The following is a 14,435-nucleotide window of genomic DNA, read 5'->3' as shown; positions in this document are numbered from 1 at the left end:
GTCCCAGCCACACCGTCGTGTCCGGCCCCCCCCCCCCCCCCACCACCCAACGCGCGCGGCGCCCCCCCCACCCCCCCCCCCCAGCCCCCCCGCCGGCCCCCAACCCCTTGGTCTCCGCCGCCCCCCCCGCTTCCGTCGTTCCTCGTTCAGCCGCCGCGCAGCACCCGCGCGGCGAAGGCGGCCAGGTCCGCCCTGAGCCGCTCGCGCGGCACCTGTTCCCGGTCGGTGAGGTGGCCGACGAGATCCGCGCGGACCGCGGCGAGCAGCGCGTGGGCGGCGAAGCCCGCGTCGGTGAAGCCGGGCAGCCGTTCCAGGGCGTCCCGGAGCGTGCCGTACCACCAGTCGTAGTGCGCGGCGCGGTACGGGCTGTCGTTCACCGTGCCCTCCAGGGCCACGGACAGGTGCCGGTGGTCGAGTTTGAAGCACAGCAGGGCGTCGAGCAGGGCCGGGACGCGTTCGGCGGGGGGTGTCGCGGGCCCGAGCGGACCGGGGCCCTCGGCGACGGCGTGGCGGATCGGCTCCAGCCGGGACGCGTACAGCGCGCGGATCAGGCCGGTGCGGTCGCCGAACCCGCGGAAGAGGGTGCCCTTGCCGACGCCGGCCGCTGCGGCGATGTCAGCCATGGTGACGTCCTCCGGGCTCGCGCACGTGGCGAAGAGCCGGTCGGCCGCCGCCAGGACGGACTCGCGGTTGCGCGCGGCGTCCGCGCGGGGCTTGCGTTCGGGCACGGGGTGCCTCCGTCTCCTTCGACCCGGTAAGCGGACTCCGGGTCCGCATCTTGCGCAACCGGACCGCCGGTCCGTATTATCTCCCTCAAGCGGACCGGTGGTCCGTATCGTATCGAAGGGATTCTCGTGGCTTCCTCCTTGGCTCCACCCGTGGCCTCCTCCACCTCACCGGCCGACGTGTTCCGCCACAGCCTCCGGCTGCTGCTCGACAAGGACGTCGCCGGCTGGGTCGCCCTCTGGGACGACGACGGCGTCATGGAATTCCCGTTCGCGCCCCCTGGATGGCCGAAGCGGCTGGAGGGCAGGGCCGCCGTCCGCGACTACATGCGGGACTATCCCGCCCACATCGACCTGCACGCCGTGCCCGATCTGACGATCCACCGGACCGACGACCCGGCGACCGTCGTGGTGGAGATGCGCGCGGTGGGACGGCTGGTCGTGAGCGGGGCGCCGTACGACATGACGTACATCGCCGTGGTGACGGCCGTCGACGGCCGGTTCACCCACTACCGCGACTACTGGAACCCGCTCGCCCTCCCCCAGGACGGCACGGCCGACTTCACGGGGAGCGACCGGTGAGCGCCGCCGTTCTCGTCATCGGTGCCACCGGCACGACCGGCGGGCGCGTGGCCCGCCTGCTCGCCGGGCGGGGCCTGCGGGTGCGGGCGGCGAGCCGGCGGGCGACCCCCGTCGCCGGTTGCGAGGCGGTCCGCTTCGACTGGTACGACCCGGAGACGTTCGAGGAGGCGCTGCGGGGCGTGGACCGGGTCTATCTGGTCCCGCCGGTCGGGGACCCCGGTCCCGCCGCCGTCATGCTGCCGTTCCTGGAACGGGCCCGTGCGTCCGGGGTGAGCCGGGCCGTACTGCTCGGCTCCTCGGCGATCGCCTCCGGCGGCCCGGCCGTCGGGCGGGTGCAGCAGGCCCTGCCCGGCCTGTTCGACGCGTGGGCGGTCCTGCGGCCCTCGTGGTTCATGCAGAACTTCACCGGTGATCACGCGCACGCCCGGAGCATCCGCGAGCACGGAACCATCCTGACCGCGACCGGCGAGGGGCGGGTGGCCTTCGTGGACGCCGACGACATCGCCGCCGTCGCCGTGCACGCGCTGACCGCCGAGGGCGACGCGGGAGGCGATCTGGTCCTCACCGGCCCGGAGGCCCTGAGTTACGACGAGGCGGCCGCGATCATCAGCGAGGTGACGGGCCGCCCCGTTACCCACCGGCGGGTGACCCACGAGCAGTTGCGCGACCGGCTGGCAGGGATCCTGCCGCCGGAGTTCGCCGCGGTCCTCGCCGGCCTGGACCGGAGCATCGCCGAGGGGGCCGAGGACCGGGTCACCGACACGGTCGAACGTCTCACGGGCCGCCCACCGCTCAGTCTGCGCGCCCATGTGGAGCACGCGATGACGGCGGTGGGCGGCTAGCGGGCCGTGGTGGCGGGCTACTTCACCGAACCCGCCATCACCCCCTGCACGAAGTGCCTCTGGAACGCGAAGAACACGACGACCGGCACGATCAGGGAGACGAACGCCCCCGGTGCCAGGACGTCGATGTTGCTGCCGAACTGGCGGATCTGGGACTGCAGTTCCACCGTGAGCGGCTGGGACGCGCTGTCGGCGAAGAGCAGGGCCACCAGCATGTCGTTCCACACCCACAGGAACTGGAAGATGGCCAGGGAGGCGATCGCCGGGCGGCCGACGGGCAGGACGAGCTGGATGAAGATGCGCCACTCGCTGCCGCCGTCCATCCGGGCCGCCTCCAGCATCTCCTTGGGCATCTCGGCGAAGTAGTTCCGCAGCAGGAACACCGCGAAGGGCAGACCGTAGGCGACGTGGAAGAGGACGACGCCGGGGATCGTGCCGAACAGGCCGAGCTGGCCGAAGAGTTTGGCCACCGGCAGCAGGCCGATCTGCACGGGCACCACCAGCAGCGCGACCACGACGAGGAAGATCGTGTCCCGCCCGGGGAAGTCCAGCCACGCGAAGGCGTACCCGGCGAGCGCCGCGACGACCACGACCAGCACCGTCGTCGGCACGGATATCAGCACCGTGTTCCAGAAGGCCTGGGTGATGCCCGCGTTCTGCAGCAGCGAGGCGTAGTTGTCGAAGGACAGCTGCCCGGGGGTGGCGAACACCGTCCACCAGCCGCCCTTCGCCGTGTCCTCGGCGGATCGCAGGGAGGACAGGAACAGCCCGGCCAGCGGTGTCATCCACACCAGGCCGACCAGCACGAGGAAGGCCTGGACGACGCCGTTGCCCAGGGAGCGCCGTACCGCGTTCATCGCTGACTCCTTCGGAAGCGCCGGACGTTGAAGACCATGGCCGGGACGACCAGCAGCAGGAGCAGCACTCCGAGCGCGCTGCCGAGGCCCTGGTTGTTGCCGCCGCCGAACGACACCAGCCACATCTGCGTCGCGAGCACGGTCGCGTCCTCCTGCACGGGCCCGGGCGCGATGATGTAGACGAGGTCGAAGACCTTCATCACGTTGATCACGAGGGTGACGAAGACGACCGTGAGCACCGGGGCGAGCAGCGGGACGGTGATGCGGCGGAAGATCTGCCACTCGTTGGCGCCGTCCATCCGCGCCGCCTCCAGCGCGTCCCGCGGCAGCGTCGACAGGCCCGCGCCGATCAGCACCATCGCGAAGCCGGTCCAGATCCACAGGTACGCGCCGATGATCGCCGGGGTGACCAGGGCCGGGCCGAGCCAGGAGACGCCCTCGTAGGGCGGGGCGAAGTTGGACGCCGGCAGCTTCACCGCGTAGGAGCCCACCGGGAGTCCCTCGAAGCGGAAGGAGCCGTCGGAGGCGGTGGTCGTGGTGGCGACCGTCTCGCCGTCGCGGACGGCCTGCACCTTCATCCCGGGCAGTCCGTCCTCCCGCGCGTCGACCTTGCCCTGCTCGCCTCCCCCGCCGGGCGTGAAGTCCAGGTAGACGACACCGCGCAGTTCGTCGGAGGCGGCCTGCCGCCCCGCCGCCGCGGCGGCCGGCCGGGCGTCGCCGGGCAGGTCGCCGGGCTGCACGCCGACCAGGCCCAGCGTCACCGCGTCACCCGGCGACACGCGCGCGGTCGTGCGGTACGCGCCGTCCTTCTCCTTCGTCAGGCCCTGCCCGTCGCGCGCCCGGGCCGTCGGGTAGGAGGACTCGCCCTTGAAGGCGTCGTGGACGGAGACCACGGCGGCGTTGAGCACGCCCTTGTCGGGGTCCTCGTCGTAGGCGAGCCGGAAGATGATGCCGGCGGCGAGGAAGGAGACCGCCATCGGCATGAACAGGAGCAGTTTGAAGGCGGTGGCCCAGCGGACCTTCTCCACCAGGACGGCCAGGATCAGGCCCAGGCCGGTGAGCAGCGCCGGGGCCACGACGACCCAGATGGCCGTGTTGCGGACGGCCTTGAGGGTCGCCGGGTCACGGAACATCTCGGTGTAGTTGTCGCCGCCGACGAAGGTCGTCCCCGAGGCGTCGAAGAAGCTGCGGCCGACGCTGAACAGCACGGGGTAGACGACGAGCGCGCCGAGCAGCAGCAGCGCGGGGAACACGAACAGCAGGGCGATGACCCTGCCGCGCCGCCGCAGCCGCCGGGTGCGGTCGGTGACCGGACCCGGAGGCGTCGGAGGGCTCGTCTCTTTCACGAGAGTCGCTGTCATGGCGTATCAGTCCTGGTACGCCTTGGCCGCCGCGGCCTCCAGCTTCGCCGCGGTGCCCTTCGGGTCGGACGGGTCGCGCAGGAAGTCCTGCAGGAGCTTCCACTCGCCGGCGCCCTTCGTGCCGCCGAACGCGGCCGGGGCCTGGTCGGACATGTCGAAGCGGACCGAGTCGCCGGCCTCGACGAGGGACTTGGCGGTGGCGCGGGTGACGTCGTCGCCGTACTCGGAGAGGTCGAGCTTCTTGTTCGGGGAGAGGAAGCCGCCGGCCTCGGCCCACACCGCGGAGGCCTCGGGGGTGGCCAGGAACTCCAGCAGGGCCTGGGCGGCCTTCTGGTTCTTGCCGTCCTTGAGGACGACGGCCGCGTCGCCGCCGCTGACGACCGGCGCCTCGCCGCCGCCGACCGCCGGGAACGGGAAGAAGTTGGCGTCCTCGCCGACCTTCTTGCCGAACTGGTCCTTGGCGACACCGGCGACGAAGTCGCCCTCGTACACCATGCCCGCCTCGGGCTCCGGTCCGAACACCTTCTCCACCGAGCCGGGGAAGTCGGTGTTCAGGGCGCCCTTCTGGCCGCCCGCGATGAGCTGCTTGTCCTTGAAGAGCTTGCCGAGCGTGGTGAGGGCGTCGACGACGGAGGAGTCGGTCCACTTCAGCTCGTGCGCGGCCAGGGCGTCGTACTTCTCGGGTCCGGCCTGGGAGAGGTAGATGTTCTCGAACCAGTCGGTGAGGGTCCAGCCGTCCTGCCCGGCGACGGAGAACGCGGCGAGACCGGAGTCGGAGACGGTCCTGCCGGCCTTCAGCATCTCGTCGTAGGTCTTCGGGGGCTTCACGCCGGCCTGGGCGAGGGCGTCGGGGCTGTACCAGACGGTCGACTTGTGGGCGGCCTTGAAGTACAGGCCGTACAGGGTGCCGTCGACGCTGCCGTACTCCTTCCACACGGGGGCGTACCCGGCGTCGACGGACTGCTCGGTCTTCTTCGACAGCGGCTTGAGCCAGCCCTTCTGCGCGAACTGCTTGAGCACGCCGACCTGCGGGACCATCACGACGTCGGGGGCGTTGCCGCCCTCGATCTTGCTGCCGACGACGGTGGAGACGTTGTCGCCGGTGGACGTGAACTGCGTCTTGGCGCCGGTCTTCTCGGTGAAGGCGTCCAGCACCTTCTGGAAGTTCTTCTGCTCGGTGCCGGACCAGACGCCGGCCACGGTGATCGTCTGTCCGTCGAGCGCCTTGTCGCCGCCGCCGGCCGCGACGGGGCCGCCGCCGCAGGCGGTCGCGCCGAGTGCCAGGACGAGGGCGGTGCAGCCGGTGAGCAGGGTGGTACGTCGTCGCATCATCGTTGATGTCCCTTCGGGAAGTTGACTTGCGGGGCGTTCAGGAACGGATCCACCAGGCGGCCGTCGAGCCGGAGAGGACTCCGGGCGGGCACGGGCCGCTGGCGAGCAGGGGGGTGCCGGGGACCGGCGCGGGGGTCGGGGCGGTACCGAAGTTGACCGCGCACACCAGGTCGTCGCCGCGCTCGAAGGCCAGGACGCCGGGCGGGGCGTCCAGCCAGCGCAGCGTGCCCTCGCCGAGCTGCGGCAGGGCGGCGCGCAGCTGGAGGCCGTCGCGGTACAGGTGCCAGAAGGACCGGGTGTCGGCGAGGGCGCGGTCGGTGGCGTACTCGGCGAAGTACTCGGGCTGCGGCAGCCAGGGCTTGGCGCTGTCCGGGGCGGAGGTGAAGCCGAACGGAGAGGCCTGCCCCGACCAGGGCAGCGGTACGCGGCAGCCGTCGCGGATGCGGGCCCTGCTGCCGGTGCGGCGGAAGATCGGGTCGGTGAGCACGTCGTCGGGCAGGTCCACGACCTCCGGCAGGCCGAGCTCCTCGCCCTGGTAGATGTAGGCGGCGCCGGGCAGCGCCAGCATCATCAGCGCGGCGGCCCGGGCCCGGGCGGCGCCGAGGCCGCTGCCCTCGGTGGCGGGCTCGCCGTAGCGGGTGACGGTGCGGACCTGGTCGTGGTTGTTGAGGACCCAGGTGACCGTCGAGCCGGTGCCGGCGATGTCCTGCATGGCCTCGGAGATGACCTTGCGGAAGGCGTCGGCGTCCCAGGAGGCGCTGAGCAGGTCGAAGAAGAACGCCTGGTGCAGCTCGTCGGGGCGGACGTACTGGGCGTGCTCGCGGGCGGTCGGGACGGAGACCTCGCCGACGAGGAGGCGTTCGCGGCCGTCGTGCCCGGTGTACTCCTCGCATATGGAGCGCCAGCGGCGCCACACGTCGTGCACCTCGGGCTGGTTCCAGGCGAGCGGGTTGACCGAGTCGCGGGTGCGGGCGTCGGCCTCCGGGTCGTCGGAGTCGGGCAGCTGAGGGTGCTTGAAGAGGCCGGCGGCGACGTCGATGCGGAAGCCGTCGATGCCCCGGTCGAGCCAGAAGCGCAGGACGCGGTCGAACTCGGCGCCGATCTCGGGGTTGCGCCAGTTCCAGTCGGGCTGCTCGGGGGCGAACATGTGCAGGTACCACTGGCCGGGCCGGCCGTCGGGCTCGGTGATCCGGGTCCAGGCGGGGCCGCCGAACATGGAGTGCCAGTTGTTGGGCGGCTCGGCTCCGTCCGGGCCCCGGCCGTCGGCGAAGTGGAAGCGGTCCCGGGCCGGGCTGCCGGGCGCCGCGGCGAGCGCCTCGCGGAACCACGGATGCTCGCTGGAGCAGTGGTTCGGGACGATGTCGAGCAGCACCTTGATGCCGAGCCGCCGCGCGGCACCCACCAGCAGGTCGAACTCGGCGAGGTCGCCGAAGAGCGGGTCGACGTCGCAGTAGTCGGCCACGTCGTAGCCGTGGTCGTGCTGCGGCGAGGGATAGAAGGGGCTCAGCCAGATCCCGTCGACGCCGAGCTTCTTGAGGTACGGCAGTCCGGCCCGGACCCCGGCGAGGTCGCCGATGCCGTCACCGGTGCTGTCCAGGAAGCTGCGGACGTACACCTGATAGATCACTGCGTCACGCCACCAGTGGTGCCTGTTCAACCCATCGACCTGTCTCTGAGGAGGGCAGCGGTTATGCATGCATGTTAAGTAGCGGTGTCGAGAGGGTGTCAATGAAAAGGCACAAGCTACCGATGAGTTGAGGGAAGGAAATCGTTACAAATTGGGCGCCGCACGGCAAGATGAGACCCCCGCGTTACCTAACAAGTAAGTAGGGGCGCTCGGCGGAGGACGCCGCGGGGCGCGTTATCCGCGCGAGACGGCCGCGAGCTCGCGCGCCAGCCGGCGCACCGCCGCCTCGGGCGTCTGGTGCCCGGCCATGGCGTCGTGCACGACCGCCTGGACGACGAGGCTCACCTGGCCGTAGCGGGGGCTCTTGGGGCGCGGCTCGGCCGCGCGCACGCTCTCGCGCAGGGTCGGCAGGTAGGGGAACCTGCGGATCAGCTCGGGATCCCGGTAGAGATCGGCCCGGACGGGCGGCAGCGCGCCGCGCGTGAGGACCTGGCGCTGGACGCGCTCACTGGTGAGGTAGGCGATCAGCCGGGCCGCGGAGTCGGGGTGCCGGGCGTGGGTGCTGACGGCCAGGTTGGAGCCCCCGAGGACACTCGTGCCCGGCCCGTCCGGTCCGGGCAGCGGTACGGCGCCGATCTTCCCCGCGACCTTCGAGCCGGGGGCGGAGGAGCCGACGTAGGCGTAGGGCCAGTTCCGCAGGAAGAGCAGCCGGCCGTCCTGGAACGCCTGCTTGGACTCCTCCTCCTTGTAGGTCAGGGCCTCCCTCGGGATCCAGCCCTCGCGCACGCCGCGCGCCAGGAACCCGATGCCCTCGCGGGCGGCCGCGGAGTCGACGGTGACGCGCTCGCCCTCGTCGCCGAGGATCGAGCCGCCGGCCGAGTAGACGGCCTCGGCCGCGTTGACCGTGAGCCCCTCGTACGGCAGGAACTGCCCGGCGTACCCGTCCAGGCCGTGCTTCGGGGCGAGGGTTTCTGCGTACCGCTCCAGCTCCGCCCAGGTGCGCGGCGGGTCGACGCCCTCCTTCGCGAGGACGTCCTTGCGGTAGAGGAGCAGACCGGCGTTGGTGACGTACGGGACGGCGTAGAGCTGCCCGTCGTAGGTCGCCGTGTCCACGACCGGCGGGAGGAAGGTCTGCAGCGGGAAGCGGTCGCGGGGCAGCGGCCGGATCCAGCCCGCCGCGGCGAACTCGGAGGTCCAGTTGACGTCGATGTTCAGCACGTCGAACCGGCTGCGGTCCCCCTCGCGCAGGTCGGTGGTCATCTGCGCCCGCGTCTCGTCGGCCGAGTCCGGCAGCTCGACGAGGGTCACCTTCTCGCCGGGATGGGTGTCGTTCCAGCCCTGGAGGAGGGGACCGAGGTAGCCGGTGAGGTCCCCGGCGGTGGCCAGGGTCAGCGGGCCGCGACCGCCCTGCGGGGGCTGACCCGCCTGGGCTCCGGCGGCGACGTAACCGGTCAGGACCACCACGAGAACGAGAAGGCCCCTACCCGCGGCATGGATCCACCGCATAGGTTCCTCCCTGTACACCTGGCGACGGGCACCTTTGCCCGGAACAGAGGCCATGTATACCTGTTAGGTATGGGCGATACTAGGGCCTGGAGCACATTGGACCGGACAGGAGGACTGCACGCGTGCGCCTGCCCCTCCTGGCCCTCCTCGCCCGCGGACCCGCCCACGGCTACGAGCTCAAGCAGGACCTTGAGCAACTGCTGGGCTCCGCGTACCCTCAGCCGAACGTCGGCCAGATCTATGTGACCCTCGGCCGCCTCGAGAAATCGGGACTGATCGAGGGCGAGGACGTGGCGCAGTCCAGCCGGCCCAACAAAAAGGTCTACCACCTCACCGACGCCGGGCGGGAGGCGCTGCGCGCCTGGTTCGAGGAGCCCGAGGACGAGCCGCGGGTGCGGGACGAGTTCTTCATGAAGCTGGCGCTCGCTCCGCAGACCGGTCTCGCGAACCAGATCTCGCTGATCAACCAGCAGCGGCGCCAGTACCTGAACACCATGCGGCAGCTGTCCAGACTGGCCGCCGCCGAAGACCGCGACAACCGCATCGCCCACCTCCTGATCGAGGGCGCGATGCTGCACCTGCAGGCCGACCTCGACTGGCTGGAACGGTGCCAGGAAGAGCTGGAGGAGCTGGAGTGAGCGACGACCGTCCCGCTCCTGTGCTGCGCGCCGAGGGGCTGGTGAAGACCCACCACGGCGAGGGCGCGCCCGCCCATGCCGTGCGCGGGGTCGACCTGTGCGTACGGCCCGGCGAGTTCGTGGCGATCACCGGCCCGTCCGGCGCCGGCAAGTCGACGCTGCTGCATCTGCTCGGCGGGCTCCAGCGGCCGGACGCGGGCCGGATCTGGCTCGACGGCGAGTCCACCGACGACTACGGCGAGGCCCGCTGGGCGGTGGAGCGCCGGAAGCGGATCGGGATCGTCTTCCAGTTCTTCAACCTCGTGTCCAACCTGTCCGTCGCCGACAACGTGGAGCTGCCCGCCCTGCTCGCCGGGGCCTCGCCGAAGCAGGCGCGCAGCGAGCGGGAGTCCCTGCTGGCCGAGCTGGGCCTGACGGGCAAGGAGCGCAGCATGCCGGGCGAGCTGTCCGGCGGCGAGCAGCAGCGCGTGGCCCTGGCCCGGGCCCTGGTCAACCATCCGCCGCTGCTGCTCGCCGACGAACCGGCCGGCAGCCTCGACAGCAAGGGCACCCGCGAGGTGATGCGGCTGCTGTCCCGCTTCCACCAGCGCGGCCAGACGATCCTGCTGGTCACGCACGACGCGCGGCTGGCGAGCGCCGCGGACCGGGTGATCAGCTTCTTCGACGGCCGGATCGCCGACGACGCGGAGCTCGACGCCGGCACGACCCCGCCGCGCCGGTCCGGCATATCGGGTGTGCTGGAGCTCAGGGACTGACATGCGCGGGTACGGCGAGCGGGTCGCGAAGGGAACGAGCCGGGGGCCCGGCCGGGGTTCCTACGTGGATTCCTTCGTGGGCTGCTTCGAGGATTCCTCCGTGGGTTCCTTCGTGGGTTCCTCCGGCCGATGTGCCCGGCGCGGGCCGAGGGGCTGAGGCCGGTGCGAGCCACCCTGCGCTGGGCGCACTCCGATCTGCGCACGCACCGCGGCGAGGCCCTGTTCCTCGTCCTCGCCACCGCCGGCATCGTCGCCTCCCTGCTGCTGGCCACGGCCCTGTTCGGGTACGCGACCAACCCCTGGCAGCGCGTCTTCACGCAGTCGCACGGCGCGCACGTGTGGCTGCACACCGACGCCTCCGCGGACACCGGCAAACTGGCCGAGCTGGACGGCGTGGAGGCCGTCGCCGGCCCCTACCCGACCGCCGCCACCACCGTCTCCTCACGCGGCAGCCGCGCCTCCGTCGAACTGCGCGGCACCGCGGAGCGCCCCACCGTGGGCAGCCCCCCGATCGTCGCGGGCGGCTGGCTCGACCCCGCGACGCCGAACGGTGTCGTCCTGGAGAGCCGGCTGGCCCGTGCGCTGCTCGCCCAGCCCGGCGACACCCTGACCGTGCCCGGCACCGCCCGCGAGCTGACCGTCGTCGGCCTCGCCGACAGCGCCGAGCCGCGCTACCGGCCCGGGGAGCAGCCCGGCCTGGTGTGGGCCCTGCCGTCCGCCGTACGGGATCCAGGCGGCCAGGTGATCGGGCTGCGGCTGACGGACCCGGGCGACACCTCCTACGTCGTCCAGCGCGCCGTGACCGTGCTGGGAGCCGGCGCCATCGGCGAGGTGTCCACCTGGCAGCAGGCCCGCGCCGAGGCCCAGGGCGACAACCGGCTCCTCGGCCAGGTGCTGGGCCTGTTCGGACTGGGCGCGCTGGTCGCCGCGGGACTCGCCGTGCACGGGGCGATCAGCACCCGTATCCGCGGGCACCTGCGCGACCTGTCCGTGCTGAAGGCGATCGGCTTCACGCCCGGCCAGGTCGTCCGGATCTTCCTGCTGCAGCACCTCGCCTACGCCCTGCTGGGCGCCGTGGCCGCCGCCGCGCTCGCCGAGGCCCTGGGCAGCCGGATACCGGGGCGGCTCGGCGACGCGGTCGGGGTGTGGCAGGGCCTGCCCGGGCACCCCCTGGCGCTGTTGGTGATCCCCGTGGGCGCGGTGCTGTTCATCGGCGCGACCACGGGACTCGCCGCCTGGCGGGCCGGACGTGTGCCGCCGGTGCCCGTGCCGAGGCCCGCCGCGCCCCCGGGCGGACGGCTGTCCGGCGTGGCCCGCCGGGCCCTGGGCGTGCGGGTGCCGCCCGCGCTCGTGCTGGGCTGGCACGCGGCGTTCACCCGCCGCTCCCGCTCCCTGGCCACCGTCGCCCGGCTCGCGCTGCCGCTGCTGCTGATCGTCGTGGCGATGAGCGCCTGGACCACCCTCGACCGTTTCCACAGCGAGCCCGAGCGGGTGGGCCTGCCCACCACGCTCAGCGTCCGCGCCGACGCCGCCCTGAGCGAGGCGCAGACCCGCTCCCTGCTGGAACGCGACCCGCAGGTCGCCGCCGCCTACCCGGGCGTCGAGACGGCGGCGCTGGTCCCCGGCCAGACCGCCACCATCGCCCTGCGCGGCCTCGGCACCCGCGAGGACCCCTACCCGTACACCCTCGCCGAGGGCCGCCCGGCCCGCGGCGCCGACGAGGCCGTGGCGGGGCAGGGGCTGCTCGACCTGCTGGACGTGCGCGTCGGCGACTGGGTCCGCATGACCGTCGGCGACCAGCCGCAGATCCTGCACATCGTGGGCCGCAGCATCGAGCCGGAGAACGCCGGCCGGGTCATCTCCACGTCCCTCGACACCCTCCGCGCCAACGACCCCGGACTGCGGCCCACCCTGCACGAGCTCCGCCTGGTCCCCGGTGCCGACCCCGGCGAGGTCGCCGACCGGCTCGCCACGGCCGGGCGCGGCCACCTGGACGTGCACACCGTGGCCAACCCGGCCGACGGGCTCTCCCCGCTGCGCGCGGTGGTCGCCGGGCTGGTGGCCGTCCTCGCCCTCATCGGGCTCATCGAACTGCTGACCGCGATCGGCGGTGCCGTCCGCGAGAGCGAGCGCGACCTGCTCGCCCTGAAGGCCATTGGCCTGTCGCCCCGGCAGATCACCGCGATCACCGTCACGGCCACCGGCCTCACGGCCCTGGCGGCCGTCGTCGCCGCCACCGCCCTGGGACTGCCGCTCGCCCACTGGCTGATCGACACACAGGGCAGAGGCAGCGGCATCGGCGCGGGCATCGCGCAGAGCCCGCCGGCCCTGCTGGTGCTGCTGATGGGCGCGGCGGCGGTGCTCTGCGCGGCCGCGCTCGCCGCCGTCCCCGCCGCCCGGGCGGCCCGGCGCCGGCTGGCGGACACACTCAGCGCGGTGGCCTGACGCCCTCTCGCTGCTCATCCGCCCCGTGGGCGGCTACAGCGTCCCCGGATCCCGGGGGGACGCGGACGGCATCGCACCGTCCGCGTCCCCCGCCCGGAGTCCCTCACTCCCGGCCGCGCAGCTCCCGGTACGTCGCCACCAGCGCCTTCGTGGAGGCGTCCAGGCCCTCCACCTGCGCACCCTCGGTCAGGGCGGGCTCGACGCGCTGGGCGAGGACCTTGCCCAGCTCCACGCCCCACTGGTCGAAGGAGTCGATGTTCCACACCGCGCCCTGCACGAACACCTTGTGCTCGTAGAGGGCGACCAGCTGGCCCAGGACCGACGGGGTCAGCTCGGTGGCCAGGATCGTCGTGGTCGGGTGGTTGCCCTTGAACGTCTTGTGCGGCACCAGCTCCTCCGGCACGCCCTCGGCCCGGACCTCCTCGGGCGTCTTGCCGAAGGCCAGGGCCTGCGTCTGGGCGAAGAAGTTCGCCATCAGCAGGTCGTGCTGCGCCTTCAGGCCGTCGCTCAGTTCACCGACCGGACGGGCGAAGCCGATGAAGTCCGCCGGGATGAGCTTCGTGCCCTGGTGGATCAACTGGTAGTACGCGTGCTGCCCGTTGGTGCCCGGCGTGCCCCAGACCACCGGCCCGGTCTCCCACTCCACCCCGCGCCCCTCACGGTCCACGGACTTGCCGTTGGACTCCATGTCGAGCTGCTGGAGGTAGGCGGTGAACTTCGACAGGTAGTGGCTGTAGGGCAGCACCGCGTGCGACTGGGCGTCGTGGAAGTTGCCGTACCAGATGCCCAGCAGGCCCATGATCAGCGGGGCGTTGGCCTCGGCCGGGGCGTTGCGGAAGTGCTCGTCGACGATGCGGAACCCGTCGAGCATCTCCCGGAAACGGTCCGGGCCGATGGCGATCATCAGCGACAGGCCGATCGCCGAGTCGTACGAGTAACGGCCGCCGACCCAGTCCCAGAACTCGAACATGTTGGCCGTGTCGATACCGAAGTCGGCGACCTTCTCGGCGTTCGTCGACAACGCCACGAAGTGCCGGGCCACCGCGGCCTCGTCACCGAGAGCGGACAGCAGCCAGGAGCGGGCGGACGTGGCGTTGGTGACCGTCTCGATGGTCGTGAAGGTCTTGGACGCGACGACGAACAGCGTCTCCGCCGGGTCCAGGTCCCTGATCGCCTCGTGCAGGTCCGAACCGTCCACGTTCGACACGAAACGCACCGTCAGGGAGCGGTCCGTGAAGGCGCGCAGCGCCTCGTACGCCATGGCCGGGCCGAGGTCGGAGCCGCCGATGCCGATGTTGACGACGTTGCGGATCCGCTTGCCCGTGTGACCGGTCCACGCGCCCGAGCGGACCCGGTCCGCGAAGTCGGCCATCTTGTCGAGTACGGCGTGCACGCCCGGCACCACGTTCTCGCCGTCGACCTCGATCACCGCGTCCCGGGGCGCCCGCAACGCGGTGTGCAGCACGGCCCGGTTCTCCGTGGTGTTGATCCGCTCGCCGCGGAACATGGCGTCCCGCAGCCCGAACACATCGGTCGCGGCGGCCAGTTCACGCAGCAGCCGCAGGGTGTCGTCGGTGACGAGGTGCTTGGAGTAATCGATGTACAGGTCCCCGACCCGGAGGGTGCACGCGGTGCCGCGGCCGGGGTCGGCGGCGAACAGCTCGCGCAGCCGGACCTCGGCCAGCTCCTCGCGGTGCTTGGCCAGGGCCGTCCACTCGGACGTCTGGTTGAGCCTGGTACGGCCGTCTGCGTTCATCTCGGACTT

Annotated in this window: 12 protein-coding genes; 5 read left to right on the top strand and 7 right to left on the bottom strand. The window is 72.2% G+C overall.

The annotated features are described in order from the left end of the window. Positions 1-146 precede the first annotated feature (146 nt). The gene (locus ABZY20_RS02785; RefSeq protein WP_356435553.1) at positions 147-728 is read right to left on the bottom strand and encodes a TetR/AcrR family transcriptional regulator; all 582 of its coding nucleotides are present in this window, start codon (positions 726-728) and stop codon (positions 147-149) included. A 150-nt stretch (positions 729-878) separates the two neighbouring features. On the opposite strand from ABZY20_RS02785, the gene ABZY20_RS02780 reads away from it, so the two are divergent. Both ABZY20_RS02780 and ABZY20_RS02775 read left to right on the top strand, forming a co-directional pair. Then, entirely contained in the window at positions 879-1,307 is a 429-nt protein-coding gene (locus ABZY20_RS02780) for a nuclear transport factor 2 family protein (RefSeq protein WP_356435550.1), read from the top strand. Continuing rightward, positions 1,304-2,149 carry an NmrA family NAD(P)-binding protein gene (locus tag ABZY20_RS02775; protein WP_356435547.1) on the top strand — a complete coding sequence of 282 codons (846 nt, stop codon included), beginning with the start codon at positions 1,304-1,306 and terminating at the stop codon, positions 2,147-2,149. Before ABZY20_RS02780 ends, ABZY20_RS02775 begins: the two co-directional genes overlap by 4 nt. Before the next feature lie 17 nt (positions 2,150-2,166). On the opposite strand, the gene ABZY20_RS02770 is transcribed toward ABZY20_RS02775, so the two are convergent. From ABZY20_RS02770 to ABZY20_RS02750, 5 genes are all read right to left on the bottom strand, one after another. Further along, positions 2,167-3,006, bottom strand: coding sequence for a carbohydrate ABC transporter permease (locus ABZY20_RS02770; RefSeq protein ID WP_356435545.1), 840 nt, complete (start codon positions 3,004-3,006; stop codon positions 2,167-2,169). Then, positions 3,003-4,367 (bottom strand): ABC transporter permease subunit, encoded by a 1,365-nt coding sequence (locus ABZY20_RS02765; RefSeq protein WP_356435542.1) that lies wholly within the window; start codon positions 4,365-4,367, stop codon positions 3,003-3,005. Before ABZY20_RS02765 ends, ABZY20_RS02770 begins: the two co-directional genes overlap by 4 nt. A 6-nt stretch (positions 4,368-4,373) precedes the next feature. Continuing rightward, positions 4,374-5,699, bottom strand: coding sequence for an ABC transporter substrate-binding protein (locus tag ABZY20_RS02760; RefSeq protein WP_356435540.1), 1,326 nt, complete (start codon positions 5,697-5,699; stop codon positions 4,374-4,376). Positions 5,700-5,736: 37 nt separating this feature from the next. Beyond that, positions 5,737-7,395 (bottom strand): glycoside hydrolase family 13 protein, encoded by a 1,659-nt coding sequence (locus tag ABZY20_RS02755; RefSeq protein ID WP_356435537.1) that lies wholly within the window; start codon positions 7,393-7,395, stop codon positions 5,737-5,739. A gap of 165 nt (positions 7,396-7,560) precedes the next feature. Then, complete coding sequence (locus ABZY20_RS02750) at positions 7,561-8,832, bottom strand: ABC transporter substrate-binding protein (RefSeq protein WP_356435535.1); 1,272 nt, start codon at positions 8,830-8,832, stop codon at positions 7,561-7,563. A gap of 122 nt (positions 8,833-8,954) precedes the next feature. Here ABZY20_RS02750 and ABZY20_RS02745 point away from each other — a divergent pair, with 122 nt between their 5' ends. The 3 genes from ABZY20_RS02745 to ABZY20_RS02735 all read left to right on the top strand — a co-directional run bounded on the left by ABZY20_RS02745 (position 8,955) and on the right by ABZY20_RS02735 (position 12,670). Beyond that, a complete protein-coding gene (locus tag ABZY20_RS02745) occupies positions 8,955-9,470 on the top strand; it encodes a PadR family transcriptional regulator (RefSeq protein WP_356435532.1) in 516 nt (171 codons plus the stop codon). After that, positions 9,467-10,225, top strand: a complete 759-nt coding sequence (locus ABZY20_RS02740; RefSeq protein ID WP_356435531.1) for an ABC transporter ATP-binding protein — start codon at positions 9,467-9,469, stop codon at positions 10,223-10,225. The genes ABZY20_RS02745 and ABZY20_RS02740 overlap by 4 nt, the downstream gene beginning before the upstream one ends. 162 nt (positions 10,226-10,387) lie before the next feature. Next, the gene (locus ABZY20_RS02735) at positions 10,388-12,670 is read left to right on the top strand and encodes an FtsX-like permease family protein (protein ID WP_356435529.1); all 2,283 of its coding nucleotides are present in this window, start codon (positions 10,388-10,390) and stop codon (positions 12,668-12,670) included. A gap of 103 nt (positions 12,671-12,773) precedes the next feature. On the opposite strand, the gene pgi is transcribed toward ABZY20_RS02735, so the two are convergent. Then, complete coding sequence (gene pgi / locus ABZY20_RS02730) at positions 12,774-14,426, bottom strand: glucose-6-phosphate isomerase (RefSeq protein ID WP_356435527.1); 1,653 nt, start codon at positions 14,424-14,426, stop codon at positions 12,774-12,776. Positions 14,427-14,435: the final 9 nt, after the last annotated feature.

The organism is Streptomyces sp. NPDC006624 (assembly GCF_040611555.1).
Taxonomy (GTDB): domain Bacteria; phylum Actinomycetota; class Actinomycetes; order Streptomycetales; family Streptomycetaceae; genus Streptomyces.
Note: the sequence above shows the minus strand (reverse complement) of the source record. Positions and strands in the feature narration are given on the sequence as shown.